This window comes from Paracoccus sp. NIOT.M2S5SZ12, from assembly GCF_057748165.1.
Genome location: NZ_JBYLFR010000016.1, coordinates 50,210 through 67,630, shown reverse-complemented (window position 1 = coordinate 67,630; position 17,421 = coordinate 50,210). Strand labels below are relative to the sequence as shown.

Genomic DNA, 17,421 nt, shown 5'->3' with positions numbered 1-17,421 from the left:
CGCCTGCTCCAAGTTCCGCCCGCGATGCCACAGTTGCCCGCAAACGGCCGCCCATGCTAGGCCCGCGCCACGCCGCCCCAGCCGAGAGACCCCATGACCCCGTTCCGAATGGCCGCCGTCGTCGTCACCCATGCGCGGCTGGACAAGCTGCGGGTGACGCTGGAGCGGCTTCTGTCCCAGCCGCTGGACCGGGTCATCGTCGTGGACAACGCCTCCGGGGACGGCACGGCGGACTGGCTTGGGACGCTGGACGATCCGCGCCTGATCCTGCATCGCAGCGCCCGCAACCTGGGCGGGGCGGGCGGGTTTCACCTCGGCATGCAGATCGCCCGCGACCGGACCGATGCGGACTGGATCGTGGTGATGGACGACGACGGCCGCCCCGCGCCGGGCGCGATCGCGGCGTTCCGCGCCATGGACCTGGCGGGATGGGACGCGATCGGCGCCGCCGTGCGCCATCCCGACGGCCGCATCTGCGAGATGAACCGCCCCTATCGCAACCCGTTCTGGAATCCGGGCGCGTTCCTGCGGACGCTGGCGCGCATGCCCCTGGGCCGGGGGCGGCGGGGCTTCCATCTGCGCGACGCGGATTATGCCGACGACGCCCCGGTCACGCCGGTGGACATGAGCAGCTTCGTCGGTCTGTTCCTGTCGCGCCGCGCGCTGGAGGAGGCGGGCCTGCCCGATCCGCGCCTGTTCATCTATGGCGACGATCAGCTGTACACGCTGGTGATGCGGCGGCGCGGGCTGCGCATCGGGTTCGCCCCCGGGGTGCGGTTCGACCACGACACCGCGGCCCAGCAAGGCGCCAGCGGTGTGGTGCTGCGGCCCATGTGGAAGGTGTTCTACATGTATCGCAACGCGCTGATAGCCTACCGGGTGGCGGCGGGGCCGTTCTTCTGGCCGCTGGTCCCGGTGCTGCTGCGCAAGTGGCGCGCCAAGGCGGCCGATTACGGACCCGACGCGGCGCTGTTCCGGCAAATCCTGGACGAGGCCGTGGGGGACGGGCTGTCCGGGCGGCTGGACCGCGACCATGACGCGGTGCTGCGCCTGGCGCAGGGGCGCTGAGGGCGCGTCAGTCCAGATGACCCACGATGGCGCGGCCCAGGGCGAAGACGCGTTGTTCCAAGATCACCGGCGTCTCGCAGACATAGGTCAGCGACTGCTGGCGTTCGGTGAAGACGCGGCTGTCCCAGTCCAGCGCCTCCTCCTCGGCGTCGATGGCGTCGAAATCGGGATCGGCCGCGGCCTCCAGTTCGGCCATGCGGGCGCGGCGGGCCTCGATGCGGTCGGCCAGGGCGACCTGCGCGCGGCCATAGCGCGCGATGCCCGCGATCAGCGCGCTGCGATCGGTGTCGATGCGGTCGAAGATCGCCTGCATCAGCGCGACCAGATGCGTGTCGGGGGCCTGGGCCGCGTAATCGGCGATCTCGGCCTCGGCGGTCTCCAGGGGCAGGCGGCGCTGCTCCAGACGCTCGGCCAGCCGGGCGATCTGCGGGTCGCGCGCCAGGGCCAGCGTGGCGTCGTCGGGGATCGGCCCGGTCCAGACCTGCCCCATCGACAGATGCGGCTGCAGGCGCTGGATGCAGGGCCAGTCCGGATCGGTGCCCGACGCGGCCATGGCGGGACCGGCCAGCAGCGCCAGCGCCAGGGTGATGCGGATCATGCGGGACCTCCCTTGCGGCGGGCCCAGAGGCCCTTTTGCGGATCATACATGAAGACGGCCGCCCCGAAGAACCCCGCCAAACATCCTAGGACCACGATCAGCGAGGTCCAGTTCACCTGCAGATAGAGGGCGAACCGGATCAGTTCGACCGCATGGGTGAAGGGGTTGTAGAGGCAGATGTCGTGCAAAAGCGGACTGCTCTCGCGCATGCGCCACAGCGGATAGAGCGCCGAGGAGGCGAAGAACATCGGGAAGATCACGAAGTTCATCACCCCCGCGAAGTTCTCCAGCTGGCGGATGGCGCTGGACAGGAACAGCCCCATCGCGCCCAGCATCAGCCCCGACAGGATCAGCGCCGGCACGACCGCGGCATAGCCCCAGAGCGGCGGCCGGATGCCCCACCACCGGGCGATGGCCAGGAAGGTGAAGACCTGCACCACCGACACCACCACCCCCGCCACCAGCTTGGACCCCAGGAGGAACCAGCGCGGAAAGGGGCTGACCAGCAGGGTCCGCATCGCGCCCGTCTCGCGGTCATAGACCATCGACAGCGACGACTGCATGCCGTTGAACAGCTGGATCATCGCGACCAGGCCGGGCGTGACATAGACCTCGTAGAGGACGTAGGTCTGATAGGGCGGCGTGATCGACAGGCCCAGCACGGCCCGAAATCCCGCCGCGAAGATGAACAGCCAGACCAGCGGGCGCACCAGCGCCGCCAGGAACCGCCCCCGCTGGTTCAGGAAGCGCAGCATCTCGCGCCGTGCGATGCCCAGGAAGGCGGTGACCCAGGCACCGGCCCGGGCGGTCGGATGGCTCATGGCGCGACCCCCGTCATGTCGAGGAAGGCGCGGGTCAGGCCCTGCCCGCCCGCGATCTGCGCCGCGCGGCCCTGCCGCAGGACGGCGCCCCGATGCAGCACGACCAGATCGTCGTCGGGGGCGATCTCGTCCATGATATGCGTGGCCCAGAGCGCCGAGACGCCGTCACGCTCGATCAGGCGGCGGGTCAGGGCCAGGACCTCGGCGCGGGACTTGACGTCCAGCCCCACCGTCGCCTCGTCCAGCAGCAGCAGGTCGGGGCGGTGGATCAGCGCGCGGGCGATCTCGGCCCGGCGGGCCTGGCCGCCCGACAGGGCGGTGACGCGGGCCTCGGCCCGGTCGGCCAGATCGACCTGGGCCAGCACCTCCGCGATGCGGGGGCGGGCCAGCCGGCCGGGAATGCCGTGCAGGCTGGCGTGATAGATCAGGTTCTGCCGGATCGTCAGGTCCGCGTCCATCGCGCGGCTCTGGAACACGACGCCCAGCCGGGCCAGCGCCCGGCGAGGCTCGCGCCGCAGGTCATGACCGCCCACCCGGATCACCCCCGAGCGGTTGTCGTAGAGCCGCGTGATCAGCGAGAAGAGCGTCGTCTTGCCCGCACCGTTCACGCCCAGAAGCGCGGTGAACCCGCCCCGCGGCACGGTCAGCGACACCGACCTCAGCGCCGCGACGGCGCCGAAGCTGTGGCTGACATCGACGATCTCCAGCGCGGGCGTCACTGGATGTTGAACACGGCCTGCAACGTGTCGCCCGAGGATCCCGGCACCGACAGCGTGTAGCGGCCCGGCACGATGGCGATGAAGCTGACGCTGGCCGTGCCGCCGGCATCGAACTCTATGCTGTGCACGCCCATGGGACGGATCTCGATATCCTCGATGACGATCTCGTTGACCCAGACCGACCGGAAGAAGTCGCCGCCCGACAGGGCCAGCTCCTGGCTGCCGTCGGCGGTGATGTCGATGCGATAGTAGCCGCCCGACTTGATCGTGTACTCGGCCGAGGCAACCGGCTGTCCCGAGGCCAGCGTCAGCGGCGCCAGATCGACCCGGTTGTCGCGCGCCAGGACCCCGGCAAAGCCGAAGTCGAACTTGCCCGCGGCCTCGTGGACGCCCGCGTCGGCGGCGCCTGCCTCCTCCGCATCGTCGTCATCCTCCTCCGCGGCCTCGGCCGCGGGGGCGGCCGTGTCCTGGGCCAGGACGGGTGCCGCGAACGGGGCGGCCAGCAGCAGGGCCAGGGCGGCGCCGGGAATCAGGGCGGTGGGCAGGGTCATCGCAATCTCCTTCACTGTCGTCAGGTCTTCGAATGGGTTCAGTTCGGCGCCACCACCACGCCCCAGGGCTGCTGGCCCACGGGAACCGAGCGCAGCACCTCGTTCGCGGCCACGTCGATGATCGACACGTCGTTCGAATTGCCGTTGGTGGTATAGAGGTACTTCTCGTCCGGGCTCAGCGCCAATTGCCAGACGCGCTGCCCAACCAGCAGATAGTCGGTCACCTCGTCGGTGGCGGCGTCGATCACCGCGACGCGGTTGGCGGGCCCCAGCGCCACGAACAGCTTGCTGCCGTCCGAGGTCACCCGCGCGCCGACCGGCTGGATCGCCTCGGGCAGGACACCGGGGATCTCGAAGCTGATCTTCTTGGTGATGGTCTGGGTGGCCGGGTCGATGACGCTGACCGTGCCGCCGATCTCGGAGGTCACATAGAGCTTGGAGCCGTCGGCGGTGTACTGGGCGAATCGCGGGCGGCTGTCGACCAGTACGTTGGCGGTGATCTCGAAGGTCTCGGTGTCGATGAAATGCGCCATGTTCGTCGTCTCCGACGTGTTGATGACGACGCGGCCGTCCGGGCTGACCCCCATGCCCTCGGGCTCGACGCCCACGGGAACCTCGGCCAGGACCTCGCGGGTCTTGACGTCCACGACGGTGACGATGTTGTCGTCCTCGTTGGCGATGAACAGCGGGTTGCCCGAGGGGTGCAGCACGAACAGCTCGGGGTCCGGCCCCGAGGGCAGCGTGTGCATCTCCTCCATGGTGGCCGGGTCGAAGACCCGCACCAGGTTGTCGTCGGAGGCGCAGACATAGAGCTCGGTCCCGTCGGGACTGATGGTGATGCCGCGCGGCCGGTTGCCGACCGGATAGGTGCCGATCACCTCGAAGGTCGTGCCGTCCAAAACGGTGACGTCGTTGCTGCGTTCGTTGCTGACGAAGACGCGGTTGGCCAGGGCTGCATCGGCCGACAAGAGCAGGCCCAGACCGGCCGTGGCAGAGAGTATCTGTCTCATGGAACCTCGGGGAATTGGCATTCGGTTTCGGGACGGTCGACCCCCAGCGTGTCCAGCTGGCTGGTCTGGTGAAGATACTGGTCCTGCGGACTGACCGACGTCGTCAGCACCCCCGTTGTCAGCAGGATCGGCTGGCGCATCTGGTGGTCCCAGTCGCGCACGGTCAGGGCCTGGCCCTTGAAGCCCGCCACGTCGAAATCGGGCGACAGGATGAAGCCCTTCAGCACCTGCGGGTCGCCGGAGTTGGTCCGCGTCGCGGCCTCGCCGATCAGGCGCAGCGCCAGCCAGGCCTGATAGTCGGCCTCGCGCATGGGGCGGTTGGCCAGCCGCTCGAAGCGGTTCTGGAACTGCGTGCCGCCCCAGGCCTCCATCGCGGGATGCCAGCTGCGCGGCACCAGGCCGGACGACCCCGCGACGGGGCGCGGTTCCCAGGTCAGATAGGGCAGATAGGCGGCGAACACGTCGGCCTCGTCCGCGGTCAGGACCACGTCGTGATCGGCGGCGCGTTGGGTGAAGACGGGCATCTGCGCCTGCACCTGGACATGCCCGCTGTCGGTGCGCCGCGCGCCGCCGGTATCGGTGTATTCCCGCTCCTCGACGATCTGGCCGCCGAACTTGGCGGCGCTGCGGCGCCAAGCCTCGGCCAAGGCCTGATCCTCGGGATGGCTGCCATGGATCAGGAACCAGCGCGGCCAGTTCTTCCACATGAGGAACTGCGCCATGGCATCGGTCAGCATGGCGCGGCTTGGCGCGACATGGATGGTGTTGAACCGGCAGTCCGCGCCGCGCAGGTTGTCGCCCCGCGCCATGGCGTTCAGGATCATCGCGCGGTCGCCGGCCTGGTCGGCCAGGGCCAGCGTGGTGGCGTCGTCGGCCATGACCACCACGAACTGCACCCCCTCCGACAGCAGGCGGTCCATCTCCGACGCGGCGGTGTCCGGCGTGGCTGCGATCTCCTCGGCCTCGAAGTCCTGACCCATGAAGCGGCCGGTGGTGTCGTTGTCCTCGACCGCCAAGCGCGCCCCGGCAAAGCCCAGATCCTCGGGCGGCAGGTCCAGCCGGGAAATCGGCGGTAGGCCCGGATCGTCGACGCGCAGCACGGCCGCGCGGATCTGGACCGGCTCGGGGGCCTGGGCCGCAGCGGGCTGGGCCAGTGCCGCGGCACCCGCCAAAAGTCCTATGATTCCCTTGAACATTTCGTCTCTCCCTGGGGTCATGGTGGGGCTCGATTCGCGCTCCGGCAAGCCGGTTATTGTTCCCGTGACGGTCGGGAAGTTTTGACTGCACCAAAGGTCTTAGGCCTCTACGCCTTTGGTCCTATGGACGCGTGCGGGGACCGGCGCGCATGGTTTTCCCATGAGACGCATCGCGACGCGACCGGCCCCGGCCCGCCCCGTTGCGGCGCGCGGAACGGCGGAGGATACGGACGGATGAGAACGACGAGGATGCTGGCCTGCGCCCTGGGCGCGGTGGTGGCTATGAGCGGGGTGGCGGGGGCGCACGGCCCCTCGCGCCTGAAGACCGAACAGAGCGTTGTGCTGGATGCGACCCCGGCCGAGGTCTGGGAGGTCATCGGACGGTTCGACGACATGAGCTGGCATCCGGCGGTCGCGTCCACCGCGATGACGCCGGAGGGGGCCGCGGCCGACGTGCCTGACGAATCCACCCGCGTGCTGACGCTTGCCGCGCCGGGCGATCCGACCATCACCGAACAGCTGATGGCCATCGACCCCGAGAAGATGAGCTACAAGTACATGATCACCGAGGTCGACACGGCGGTGCTGCCGGTGACGAACTACTCCTCGACGCTGCAGGTCAAGGACGCCGAGGGCAAGGCCGAGGTCATCTGGAAGGGCGGCTTCTATCGCGGCTTTCCGAACAACGATCCCCCGGCCGAGCTGAACGACGACGCGGCCATCGCCGGTGTCGACGGCATCTACAAGGCCGGGCTGGATGCGCTGGCCGAACGGTTCGGCCGCGTCGAATAGATGCGCGCCGCCTGGCTGGTGCTGTGGCTGGCGGCGCCGGTCCAGGCGACCGATCTGGCCTTCGTGACGGCGCAGAACGGCGATGCGGTCGCGGCGGTGGACCTGGCGACCGGGACCATCGTGGCGCAGGCCGATCTGCCGGATGCCCCGGCCCCGGTCGCCTATGATCCGGCGACAGGGCGCGTCCATATCATCGCCGCCGATACCGGCCGCCTGCACGTTCTGGACGAGGCGCTGGCGCCCGTGGCGCAGGCGGATCTGGGGGCGGGGGCCTTCGGGCTGGCCGCGGCGGGGGGCGCGGTCTTCGTCACGCATTGGTTCGATGCCCGGCTGACCCGGCTGGATGCCGCGCTGCGACCGGTCTGGACCGCCCCGACCGGTGCGGCACCCGCAGGTGTCGCGGTCAGCGCGGACGGGCTGATTGTCGCCACCGCCGATCGCGACGCCGATCAGGTCAGCATCTTCGACGCGACCACCGGCGCGCTGCGGCACCGCGTGGCGACTGCGGGCGCGCATCCCTTCGGCGTCACCTTTCATGACGGGCGGATCTATACCGCCGACGTTCAGGGGGATCGCGTATCGGTCATCGACCCCGTGCGGGGCGTGCTGACTGGCAGCGTGGCGACGGGCAGCCACCCCTATGCGGTGGCCTTCGCCGCCGGGCGCGGCTTCGTCACCGACCAGTATGACGGCACCGTCACGGTCTTCGACCCCGCCACGCTGGAGGTTCTGGCGACGGTCCCGGTCGGCGACTATCCCGAGGGCATCGCCCCCCTGCCCGACGGCAGCGGCGTGGCGGTGGCCAATTGGGAATCGGACAGCCTTGTCGTGCTGGACGCCGCCAGCCTGAGCGTGACGCGGGACATCGCGATGCCGTCGGGGCCGCGCGCCTTCGGCAGCTTCACGGGGCGACAGGTTCCGCGGTGACCATCGGCCGCCCCGCCGCAGCCCAGGCATCGGTGCCGCCGGGGAACCACAGGACCGGGTCGAACCCCCACTCGACCGCGCGGCGCGCGGCGTTCCAGCTCATCCAGCAGTCGGTTCGGCAGAACAGCACCAGCGGCCGGTCCGGATCATCGGCCTGCGCACGGGTAAGGCCATCGCGCAGGCGCGCCTCCTCGGCCGGGGCCAGCGCCTGATAGCCGGTGTCCCACAGCCACAACGCGCCGGGAATCGTGTCATGGACGGGCTCGTTCCAGATGGTGCCCTCGGGCAGGCCCTCGGGGCGGGTCTTGCGGGGCAGCACGTCGAAGAAGGCCGCGCCTTGGTCGTGCAGGGCGATGGCGCGGTCGATGTCGATGACCTCGGCCCCCTGCAGCGTCGCGGGGACCGGGCTGCGATAGGGCTCTCCGCGATAGCCGTCCGGCTCGGGCACCGTCTCGGCCGCGGCCGCGGTCGCCATCAGCGCGACCAGGATCGCGGCGCGGATCACGGCATCAGCTCCTTGCCGTAATCGTCCACCAGCGGGACGCCGGCATCGTGCAGGATGCGGTTGATCTCGTCCTGATTGCGGCGGATCAGGCTGTTCAGCTCGCGCTTCCACTCCTGCTCCTCCAGCCGCACGCCCATGGTGATGCGGAAGAACAGGCGCGGGGCCGCCTCCTCATGCAGCAGGGGCGTGAACTGCAGGTCGGGATCGTCCTTGACCCGCGGCCCGGCCAGCGGCCCCCACAGCACCGCGGCGCCCGTCGCGCCGCTGCGGACATCCTCCAGCAGCTCTCCCATCGGGTCCTCCACGCGGCGGTCCACGAACAGATCGACGCCGCGCATGTTGGGCGCAAGGCCCGCCCGCGCCAGATGGGTGGCCGGCGGCGTGCCCGCGACCACGCCGATGCCGTGATCCTTCAGCGCCGGATCGGTCAGCCGGTCGACCTGCGCCAGCGGCCCGTCGCGCCGCGTCACGATGCCATAGACCGAGGTATAGTAATGGTTGGTGTTCTGGACCAGCTCGTCGCCTTGGGCATAGCCGATGACCACGTCGCAGCGCCCTTCGCGCAGCGTGCGCTGGATGAAGCCCATGCCCGACGGGAACCAGGTGTAGGTGACCGGCAGGCCCAGCTGCTGGCCGAAGAACTCGGCCAGCCTGTTCTCGAACCCCGTGCCGTCGCGGCTGGACATGGGGGCGTTCGCGGGATCGGCGCAGACCCGGAACTGCGTCGTGGAACGCAGATCGGCCACCTGCGCCGCCGCCGCGACGGCCATGACCCCGCTCAGGGCCAGGACCGCCAGACCGGCGCGCGCCCTCAACTGGACATGCAGGAATCTTCCTGCGCGGTGTAGTCGTCGGACTTGTCGGCGCGTTCGGCGGGGCGGCCGCGTCCGATCGTGTCGGTGCCATGCGCCAGCAGATAGACATAGATGTCGTCGATATAGCACCAGACGTTCTTGTTGGTGCCGAAGGCGGGCATGACCGAATTGGTCCCCTGCCGCCCCGAGGCCACGACCTGCATGAAGTCGTAGTAATCCATGCGCAGCACCGATTCCTTCAGTGCGGGGGCATAGGTCGAGCCCTCGCCGTCGGGGCCGTGGCAGACATGGCATTCCGCGTGATAGCGGCGGAAACCGTTGAAGGTCGCGAAGTCGACCACGCCATCCTCGACCTTGAAGGTCGGGATGCCCTCGGCGTTGCGCCAGCGGCCGTCCAACTCCTCGACCGGGGTCATGTCCTGACCGTTGGGCAGCACCATGCCATGGGCACCGGCCTCGGCGGTGGCGGTCTCCTCGGCGGCGGGCTGATCGCCCGACACCGCGGCGGCGGCACCGGCCTCGGCGGGCGGCGCATCGGTCGCGGCGGGCGGGGGTGCCGCATCGGCCGGCTGATCGCCGGACACGGCGGCGGCGGCCCCCGCCCCGGCCTGGGCCGGCGGGGTCTCGCTCTGCGCCAAGGCCGCACCGGCCAGGGACGCGCCCAGGACCAGCGCCGTCAGGCTGGTGATGGCTTTCATATCGGAAGTCCTCCCAAAGTCGTCTGCTCTCCTCAGACGGTTCCGCCCCAGTCTAGGGCTGGGGCGGCGCCGTCACAGGTCACGCTTGCGTTTGCGAAACGAAAGTATGAGACGTCTCGCGCAGGGCCGGTCAGCCCGGCAGTTCGAACACGGTCAGCTGGCCGCCCAGTTCGGTGTAGTCGCTGAGCGCGGCATAGCCGCCCACGGCACCCAGACCGTCATTGGGGTTGGTCAGGCCCGCCGCCAGACCGATACCGGCCCAGCCGCCCACGCCCGAGAGGACGGCGATGTACTGCTTGCCGTTGTTCTCGTAGGACATGACGTTGCCGATGATGCCCGAGGGCGTCTTGAAGCTGTAGAGCTCCTCGCCGGTCTCGGCGTCCACGGCCTTCAGATAGCCCTCCAGCGTGCCGTAGAAGACCACGTCGCCCGCCGTCGCCAGCGCGCCCGACCAGACCGAGAACTGCTCGGGCAGCGACCACTTGATCTCGCCCGCGACGGCGTCCCAAGCGATAAAGTTGCCCATGCCGCCATGGCTGTCGGGGGCCGGATACATGGACAGGGTCGCGCCCACATAGGGCTGGCCCGCGGTGTAGGCGACGCGGAACGGCTCATAGTCCATGCAGACGTGGTTGGTCGGCACGTAGAACAAGCCGGTTTTCGGCGAATAGGACGCGGGCTGCTGGTCCTTGGAACCCAGAGCCGCCGGGCAGACGCCGGTGGTGTTGGTGTCCTCGCCGTTCTGGGCGGTCGAGTATTCCGACACGACCATCGGACGGCCGTAGGTCTCGGAGTCCTTGTTCATGTCGATCTCGGTCGCCCAGTTGACGGCCGGGTCGAACTTCTCGGCGACCAGCAGCTCTCCGGTCTCGCGGTCCAGCGTGTAGCCGAAGCCGTTGCGGTCGAAGTTGACCAGCAGCTTGCGCATCTGGCCGTCGATCTCCTTGTCGACCAGGATGTTCTCGTTCACGCCGTCATAGTCCCATTCGTCATGGGGCGTCTTCTGGTAGAACCACTTGGCCATGCCGGTATCGGCGTCGCGGGCCATGATGGTCATGGACCAGCGGTTGTCGCCCGGCCGCTGGCTGGGGTTCCAGGTCGAGGGGTTGCCGGTGCCGTAATAGATCAGGTTCAGATCGGGGTCATAGGAGTACCAGCCCCAGGTGGAGCCGCCGCCGATCTTCCACTGATCGCCCTCCCAGCTGTTCAGCGAGCTGTCCGCGCCGATCGGCTTGCCCAGGTGCATGGTGGTCTCGGGGTCGACCAGCATCTCCTCGTCGGGACCGGTCGAATAGGCCTTCCAGACCTCCGACCCGTCGGCCAGGCTGTAGGCGGTCACGCGGCCGCGGACGCCGTACTCGCCGCCCGACACGCCCACGATCACCTTGTCGCCCACGGGCAGCACGGTCGCGGTGTTGGTCTCGCCGATGGCCGGATCGCCGGTCTTGACCGACCACTTGACCTCGCCGGTCTTGGCGTCCAGCGCCACCAGCGTGGTGTCGGCCTGGTGCGACAGGATCAGCCCGTCGGCATAGGCCGGGCCGCGATAGACGGTGTCGCAGCACATGACCGCGATGACCTCGGGGTCCTGCTGGGGCGTGTGGCGCCACAGGATCTTGCCGTTGTCGTTCAGGTCCAGCGCGAAGATGTTGTTGGGGAACGGGGTATGGACATACATGATGTTGTCCACCACCAGCGGGCCGCCCTCATGGCCGCGCAGCACGCCGGTGGAGAAGCTCCAGGCGACGCGCAGGTCGCCCACATTCTCGCGCGTGATCTGGTCCAGTTCGGAATAGCGCGTGTTGGCATAGTTTCCGGTCTGGATGGCCCATTGGCCCGGCTCGGCGGTCTCGGTCAGAACGCTTTCGTTCGCGTATGCCGACGCGCCTGTCAAAAGCAGCGCGACAGCCGCGCTGTTCAAGAGATGTTTCATCGAGTGCTCCTCCGCTCCCTGGATGCCGTGCCGCGGGGTTCCTCCTCCCTGCGGCCGTCCATGAGCGAGTGTTCGACGGGCACCCCGTTGCGTCAATCGCCGCGCCTGCCGTTTGCCCCTAAAGTCTTACAGGCCAACGGCAGGTTCGCCGGGAACATTTGGCAATCGCGTCAGACCAGCCGTTCGGCATGCCAGAAGACATGGTCGGCCATGAAGCTCTGGACGAAGAAGTAGCTGTGATCGTGGCCCGGATGCATGCGGAACTGGCCGGGCTGCCGGCGCGCCATCATCGCATGGGCCAGCGATTCGGGGCGCAGCAGGTCCAAGAACTGATCGTGGGCGCCCTGGTCGATCAGCACCTCGCCGGGATAGCCCTTCTCGGTCATCAGGATGGTCGCGTCATGCGCGCGCCACGCGGCACGATCCTCGCCCAGATAGGCGGTGAACTGCTTGCGGCCCCAGTCCGATTCCGTGGGATTCGCGATGGGCGCGAAGGCCGAGACCGACCGGAAGCGGTCGGGATGGGTCATCGCGATGGTCAGCGCACCATGTCCGCCCATCGAATGGCCGGTGATGCCCATGGCGTCCTGATCCACCGCGAAATTGTCGCAGACCAGGTCGGGCAGCTCGTTCACCACATAGTCCCACATGCGGAAATGCGGCTTCCACGGGTCCTGCGTGGCATTGACGTAAAAGCCCGCGCCCTGCCCCAGGTCATAGGCCTCGTCATTGGCCACGCCCTCGCCGCGGGGCGAGGTGTCGGGAAAGACGATGGCGATGCCCGCCTCGTCGCACCATTGCTGGGCGGCGGCCTTGGTCATCGCATTCTCATGCGTGCAGGTCAGGCCGGAGAGATACCACAGGACCGGGACGGGACCGTGCAGCGCCATCTCGGGCAGATAGACGGCAAAGGTCATGTCGGTGCCGGTGGCCTGCGACTTGTGGCGATAGACGCCCTGCGTGCCGCCGAAGCTGCGGGTTTCGGAGAGGGTCTCAAGGCTCATTCGGGTCTCCCTTCGAGGGTCTGGAACATGACCAGCGCATCCACCGGCCCGTGACGAGGGTGAAGAAACGCGCCCGGCAGGCGTCCGACAATGGAGAATCCGACCTTCTGCCACAAATGGACGGCATCCGTGTTGGTCGAGACCACGAAGTTGAACTGCATCGCCCGAAAGCCCTGCGCCGTCGCCCAAGATTTCGCGTGTTCCGCCAGGCTGCGGGCCACGCCCCGACCGCGGGAATCGGGATGGGTCGCGAAGGAGGCGTTCGCCACATGCGAGCCGCCGCCCTGACGGTTCGCGCCGACATGGCTGGTGCCCAGGACGCGGCCGTCGATCTCGGCCACGAAGGCGGTGAAGGGCGGCGCGAACCAGTCGGCCAGCGCCTCGTCCCGCTCGATGTCGCGGGGCATGCAGTAGGTTTCGCCGGCGCGATAGACGGGGCGCAGGATGGTCCAGATCGCCTCGTGATCCTCGGGTCCGGCGGGGCGGACATGCGCCCCGCCAGCCGCGGTCATGCCAATTCGTCCACGCTGCGGATCACCTTGCCCAGCAGGCCATAGTCCAGCGCCTCCTGGGTGTTCAGCCAGAAGTCGCGCTGCGTGTCCTTCTCGATCCGCTCGACGGTCTGGCCGGTCGCGTCCGAGAAGATCTGGTTCAGGCGGTCGCGCATCTGGCGGACCTGCTCGGCCTGGATCATCATGTCGGACGACGTGCCGCCGATCCCGCCCGAGGGCTGGTGGATCAGGAAGCGCGTGTTGGGCAGGCAGTAGCGGTTCTCCTTCTTCGCCGCGACGAAGATCAGCGCGCCCGCCGACGCCACCCAGCCCGAACCGATGGTGCGCACGGTCGGACGGATGAACTTGATCACATCATGGATCATGTCGCCCGATTCCACATGACCGCCGGGGGAGGAGATCAGCATGTTGATGGGCTTGTCGCTGTCCTCGGCCAGGGCCAGCAGATGGGCCACGGTGCGCTGCGCCAGCTTGTCGTTGATGCCGCCCGCGACGATCACCGTGCGCGACTTGAAGTACAGCTTGCCGATCTTGTCGCCCTCGGGAAGGCCCAGCCCGCCATCCTTGTCGCCCTTGGGCTGGCGGTCGTCGTCTTCCTCGTGATCGTCGTCATCGTCCAGCCACTGATGGCGCATGGGCCTGCTCCTTGTTCTTTCACGGCGACGGCGGGACACGCGTGCCCCGCCGTTCTTTTACCTAAGCAGCGATGAAGGATCAGTAAAGGACGACCGAGCGGATGGATTCGCCGTGATGCATCAGGTCGAAGCCCTTGTTGATATCGTCCAGCGGCATGGTGTGGGTGATCATCGGGTCGATCTCGATCTTGCCGTCCATGTACCAGTCGACGATCTTGGGGACGTCGGTCCGCCCCCGCGCGCCGCCGAAGGCCGTGCCCTTCCAGACGCGGCCGGTGACCAGCTGGAACGGGCGGGTGCTGATCTCGGCCCCCGCCGCGGCCACGCCGATGATGACCGACACGCCCCAGCCCCGGTGCGTGCATTCCAGCGCGTCGCGCATGACCTTGGTGCTGCCCGTCGCGTCGAAGCTGTAATCCGCGCCGCCGATCTGGTCGAAGGGCGTCTTGGTCATCTCGACGATGTGCTGGACGATGCTGCCCTCGATCTCCTTGGGATTGACGAAATGGGTCATGCCGAAGCGTTCGGCCATCTCCTTCTTGTCGTTGTTCAGATCGACGCCGATGATCATGTCGGCCCCCGCCAGGCGCAGGCCTTGGATCACGTTCAGCCCGATTCCCCCCAGGCCGAAGACGACGGCCTTGGCGCCGATCTCGACCTTGGCGGTGTTGATGACCGCGCCGATGCCCGTCGTGACGCCGCAGCCGATGTAGCAGATCTTGTCGAAGGGTGCGTCCTCGCGGACCTTGGCGACCGCGATTTCCGGCAGCACGGTGTGGTTGGCGAAGGTCGAGCAGCCCATGTAGTGGTAGATCGGCGTGCCGTCCAGCATGCTGAACCGGGTCGTGCCGTCGGGCATCAGGCCCTTGCCTTGGGTCGCGCGGATCTTGGTGCAGAGGTTCGTCTTGCCCGACAGGCAGGACGCGCATTCGCGGCATTCGGGGGTATAGAGCGGGATCACGTGGTCGCCCGGCTTGACAGAGGTCACGCCCTCGCCCACCTCCAGCACGATGCCCGCGCCCTCATGGCCCAGGATGGCGGGGAAGATGCCTTCCGGATCGTCGCCCGAACGGGTGAATTCGTCGGTGTGGCAGAGGCCGGTGGCCTTGATCTCGATCAGGACCTCTCCGGCCTTGGGGCCTTCCAGGTTGACCTCCATCACTTCCAGCGGCTTGCCGGCCTCAAGGGCCACGGCGGCACGTGTTCTCATGCATATTCTCCTGTTGCCTCATGGGCTTGTCGGTCAGGGCGAAGGGGCCGACTGGCGGCCCCTTGGCAAAGTCATCCAGCCGGGCGCGTGCGGCGTCAAGCCGGCAGGGTGCCCGCGCGCTTGGCGACATGGGTCGCGATCGCGTCCATCAGCGGTGGGGACAGCGCATCATAGGGTTCCAGCCCCAGCTCGCGCAGGCGCGACCGGATGCCGTCCATCCGCGACGGCTCGACGCCCGATTCGATGACCGAGCTGACGAAGGCCGCGAATTCCGGCGGCGACCAACCCGCGTCGGGCGAAAGTTCCGTATGCACGAAATCCAGACCGTAGAACGGGTGGTCCTTGTTCTCGATCCGGCCATACATGTGCACGCCGCAGTCGCGGCAGCGATGGCGCTGGATGGGGGCGTCGGGGTTGACCACCTCCAGCTTGTTGCCGTTCTCCAGAACCTCGACCGCATCGCGGGAGACGACGGCGATCTGGCTGAAGACCGCGTCATCCGGCTTCCAGCATTTCGTGCAGCCGCAGACATGGTTGTGGGCGGTCTGGGCGCCGACCCGGACCTTGACCGGGTTCGTGGCGCAATGGCAGGTCAGGACCCCCCCGGAGAAACCGGGACTGCCTTTTGCGACGCCGTGATCGACGGCAGGGTGGATATGCACCCCCTGAGTGCTGGTCATCGTCCCCTCCTCTGACTGACCGGTGTGACCAAGCGTCGCGCCATCGGACACGTTCGGCAAGTCGGAGGAAGGTTGTAGCGCGTGCCCTCAGCTGGCGGGCATCGAGGAGACGCCGACCTTGGCCGGGCGCAGCAGGCGGTCGTGCAGCATGAAGCCGTTATCCATCACCTGGATGATGTGGCCGGCGACGGTGCCGGGGACCGGGGCCTCGAACATCGCCTCGTGATGGGTGGGGTCGAAGCGGTCGCCGACCTCGGGGCGGATGATGGTGATGCCGTGCTTGGTGAAGACGTTGGACAGCTCGCGCAGGGTCAGCTCGACACCCTCGATCAGGGCGGCGGCAGCCTGGCGCTGTTCGTCGCCCGCGGCGTCCAGCGCGCGGGTCAGTGCGTCATGCACCGGCAGCAGGTCGCGCGCCAGGCGCGAGCCGCCATAGTTCTCGGCGTCGCGGCGGTCCTTGTCGGCGCGCTTGCGGGCGTTCTCGGCATCGGCCAGGGCGCGCATCCACTTGTCGCGCAGCTCGTCGCGCTCGGCGGTCAGCCGATCCAGCGCCTCCTGGGGATCGGCCAGCGGGTCGTCCATGAAGTCGTCCATGGGCTGTTCGTTCTGCTCGGTCATCTCACTTCATCCTTTCCGGCCGGACAGCACCCGCCCGACCAGCTGCGCGGTATAGTCGACGATCGGGACGATCCGGCCGTAGTTCAGCCGGGTCGGCCCGATGACACCCACCGCGCCTACAATTTTCCGGTCGGCATTCATATAGGGGGAAACGACCAGAGCGGAACCCGAAAGTGAAAAAAGCTTGTTCTCGGAGCCGATGAAGATGCGCACCCCGTCGCCCTTCTCGGTCAGCTCCAGGAATTCGACGATGTCGCGCTTGCGCTCCAGATCGTCGAAGAGGACGCGGATGCGGTCCAGATCGGCCGCCTCGCGGTCCAGAAGGTTCGCCCGGCCGCGCACGATCAGCCGCGGATCGGCCGCCTCGGCCCCCCAGAGCGCGATCCCCGATTCCACCAGCTCGGCCGCCAGCACGTCCAGCTCGCGCCGCCGCGCGGCGATCTGATGCGACAGATGGCCCCGCAGCTCGGCCAAGGTCTTGCCCTCGGCCATGGCGTTGAGGAAGTTTCCGGCCTCGCGCATGGAGGACGGCGTCTGGCCGGGCGGCGGGGTGAAGATGCGGTTCTCCACATGGCCGTCGGCGAAAACCAGGACCACCAGCGCGCGGTCCGTCCCCAGGCTCACGAACTCGATATGCCGGATGGGGGCCTCGTGCTTGGGCATCAGCACCAGCGAGGCGCCCCGCGTGATCGTGGAGAGGGCCGTGCTGACCCGGTCCAGCAGGACCCCGGTCTCGGGGTCGTCATTGCCCAGGGTCTGGTCGATGGCGGCGCGGTCGGTGGGCGCCACCGGATCGACCTCCATCATGCCGTCGACGAACAGCCGCAGCCCCATCTGCGAGGGCAGCCGCCCGGCGGAGACATGCGGGCTGTCCAGAAGCCCCATCAGCTCCAGGTCCTGCATCACGTTGCGGATGGTGGCCGCGCTGACCTTTTCGGACAGGGCGCGGGTCAGCGTGCGCGAGCCCACCGGCTCTCCGGTCTCCAGATAGGATTCGACCACCCGGCGAAACACCTCGCGGGAGCGGTCGTTCATCTCGTGCAGCAGCGATTCCTGGCTCATGGCGCCTGCATTGTGACCCTGCGCGGGGTTGCGTGACGGGCCCCCCGGGCGGTATGGGCAACGTATC

Annotated in this window: 20 protein-coding genes; 3 read left to right on the top strand and 17 right to left on the bottom strand. The window is 68.3% G+C overall.

Going from position 1 to position 17,421, the window contains the following annotated elements:
- Window positions 1–108: 108 nt before the first annotated feature.
- Window positions 109–1,068, top strand: a complete 960-nt coding sequence (locus AC2SGK_RS14300) for a glycosyltransferase (protein ID WP_488324175.1) — start codon at window positions 109–111, stop codon at window positions 1,066–1,068.
- Between the two features lie 7 nt (window positions 1,069–1,075).
- Here the strand turns inward: AC2SGK_RS14300 and AC2SGK_RS14295 are convergent, their stop codons facing one another.
- Genes AC2SGK_RS14295 through AC2SGK_RS14270 form a run of 6 tightly spaced genes read right to left on the bottom strand, consistent with a single transcriptional unit; the run spans window position 1,076 to window position 5,963 of the window.
- On the bottom strand, window positions 1,076–1,666 hold the full coding sequence (locus tag AC2SGK_RS14295) for a hypothetical protein (protein ID WP_488324174.1): 591 nt from the start codon (window positions 1,664–1,666) through the stop codon (window positions 1,076–1,078).
- On the bottom strand, window positions 1,663–2,487 hold the full coding sequence (locus tag AC2SGK_RS14290) for an ABC transporter permease (protein WP_488324173.1): 825 nt from the start codon (window positions 2,485–2,487) through the stop codon (window positions 1,663–1,665). Before AC2SGK_RS14290 ends, AC2SGK_RS14295 begins: the two co-directional genes overlap by 4 nt.
- Window positions 2,484–3,206 (bottom strand): ABC transporter ATP-binding protein, encoded by a 723-nt coding sequence (locus AC2SGK_RS14285; RefSeq protein WP_488324172.1) that lies wholly within the window; start codon window positions 3,204–3,206, stop codon window positions 2,484–2,486. The genes AC2SGK_RS14290 and AC2SGK_RS14285 overlap by 4 nt, the downstream gene beginning before the upstream one ends.
- Window positions 3,203–3,757: a cupredoxin domain-containing protein gene (locus tag AC2SGK_RS14280; protein ID WP_488324171.1), complete on the bottom strand. Its 555-nt coding sequence runs from the start codon at window positions 3,755–3,757 to the stop codon at window positions 3,203–3,205. The genes AC2SGK_RS14285 and AC2SGK_RS14280 overlap by 4 nt, the downstream gene beginning before the upstream one ends.
- 38 nt (window positions 3,758–3,795) lie before the next feature.
- Window positions 3,796–4,767 (bottom strand): YVTN family beta-propeller repeat protein, encoded by a 972-nt coding sequence (locus AC2SGK_RS14275; RefSeq protein ID WP_488324170.1) that lies wholly within the window; start codon window positions 4,765–4,767, stop codon window positions 3,796–3,798.
- The gene (locus AC2SGK_RS14270) at window positions 4,764–5,963 is read right to left on the bottom strand and encodes an ABC transporter substrate-binding protein (protein ID WP_488324169.1); all 1,200 of its coding nucleotides are present in this window, start codon (window positions 5,961–5,963) and stop codon (window positions 4,764–4,766) included. Before AC2SGK_RS14270 ends, AC2SGK_RS14275 begins: the two co-directional genes overlap by 4 nt.
- Window positions 5,964–6,197: 234 nt before the next feature.
- Here AC2SGK_RS14270 and AC2SGK_RS14265 point away from each other — a divergent pair, with 234 nt between their 5' ends.
- Together AC2SGK_RS14265 and AC2SGK_RS14260 are read left to right on the top strand one after the other, a co-directional pair.
- Entirely contained in the window at window positions 6,198–6,755 is a 558-nt protein-coding gene (locus AC2SGK_RS14265) for an SRPBCC family protein (protein ID WP_488324168.1), read from the top strand.
- Window positions 6,756–7,682 (top strand): YncE family protein, encoded by a 927-nt coding sequence (locus AC2SGK_RS14260; RefSeq protein WP_488324167.1) that lies wholly within the window; start codon window positions 6,756–6,758, stop codon window positions 7,680–7,682.
- Here AC2SGK_RS14260 and AC2SGK_RS14255 read toward each other — a convergent pair.
- From AC2SGK_RS14255 to hrcA, 11 genes are all read right to left on the bottom strand, one after another.
- Window positions 7,657–8,157, bottom strand: coding sequence for a PQQ-dependent catabolism-associated CXXCW motif protein (locus tag AC2SGK_RS14255; RefSeq protein WP_488324191.1), 501 nt, complete (start codon window positions 8,155–8,157; stop codon window positions 7,657–7,659). The genes AC2SGK_RS14260 and AC2SGK_RS14255 overlap by 26 nt on opposite strands.
- 26 nt (window positions 8,158–8,183) lie before the next feature.
- Window positions 8,184–8,957 carry a substrate-binding domain-containing protein gene (locus AC2SGK_RS14250; protein ID WP_488324190.1) on the bottom strand — a complete coding sequence of 258 codons (774 nt, stop codon included), beginning with the start codon at window positions 8,955–8,957 and terminating at the stop codon, window positions 8,184–8,186.
- A 41-nt stretch (window positions 8,958–8,998) separates the two neighbouring features.
- On the bottom strand, window positions 8,999–9,502 hold the full coding sequence (locus tag AC2SGK_RS14245; RefSeq protein ID WP_488324189.1) for a c-type cytochrome, methanol metabolism-related: 504 nt from the start codon (window positions 9,500–9,502) through the stop codon (window positions 8,999–9,001).
- A gap of 328 nt (window positions 9,503–9,830) precedes the next feature.
- Window positions 9,831–11,633, bottom strand: coding sequence for a methanol/ethanol family PQQ-dependent dehydrogenase (locus AC2SGK_RS14240; RefSeq protein ID WP_488324166.1), 1,803 nt, complete (start codon window positions 11,631–11,633; stop codon window positions 9,831–9,833).
- Window positions 11,634–11,803: 170 nt separating this feature from the next.
- On the bottom strand, window positions 11,804–12,637 hold the full coding sequence (fghA, locus tag AC2SGK_RS14235) for an S-formylglutathione hydrolase (protein WP_488324165.1): 834 nt from the start codon (window positions 12,635–12,637) through the stop codon (window positions 11,804–11,806).
- The gene (locus AC2SGK_RS14230; RefSeq protein WP_488324164.1) at window positions 12,634–13,149 is read right to left on the bottom strand and encodes a GNAT family N-acetyltransferase; all 516 of its coding nucleotides are present in this window, start codon (window positions 13,147–13,149) and stop codon (window positions 12,634–12,636) included. The genes fghA and AC2SGK_RS14230 overlap by 4 nt, the downstream gene beginning before the upstream one ends.
- The gene (locus AC2SGK_RS14225) at window positions 13,146–13,784 is read right to left on the bottom strand and encodes an ATP-dependent Clp protease proteolytic subunit (protein ID WP_488324163.1); all 639 of its coding nucleotides are present in this window, start codon (window positions 13,782–13,784) and stop codon (window positions 13,146–13,148) included. The genes AC2SGK_RS14230 and AC2SGK_RS14225 overlap by 4 nt, the downstream gene beginning before the upstream one ends.
- 79 nt (window positions 13,785–13,863) lie before the next feature.
- Complete coding sequence (locus AC2SGK_RS14220) at window positions 13,864–14,994, bottom strand: S-(hydroxymethyl)glutathione dehydrogenase/class III alcohol dehydrogenase (RefSeq protein WP_488324162.1); 1,131 nt, start codon at window positions 14,992–14,994, stop codon at window positions 13,864–13,866.
- A 95-nt stretch (window positions 14,995–15,089) separates the two neighbouring features.
- A complete protein-coding gene (gene gfa / locus AC2SGK_RS14215) occupies window positions 15,090–15,674 on the bottom strand; it encodes an S-(hydroxymethyl)glutathione synthase (protein WP_488324161.1) in 585 nt (194 codons plus the stop codon).
- A gap of 87 nt (window positions 15,675–15,761) precedes the next feature.
- Window positions 15,762–16,292: a nucleotide exchange factor GrpE gene (locus tag AC2SGK_RS14210; protein WP_488324160.1), complete on the bottom strand. Its 531-nt coding sequence runs from the start codon at window positions 16,290–16,292 to the stop codon at window positions 15,762–15,764.
- 6 nt (window positions 16,293–16,298) lie between these two features.
- The gene (gene hrcA, locus AC2SGK_RS14205) at window positions 16,299–17,354 is read right to left on the bottom strand and encodes a heat-inducible transcriptional repressor HrcA (RefSeq protein ID WP_411838028.1); all 1,056 of its coding nucleotides are present in this window, start codon (window positions 17,352–17,354) and stop codon (window positions 16,299–16,301) included.
- Window positions 17,355–17,421 lie beyond the last annotated feature (67 nt).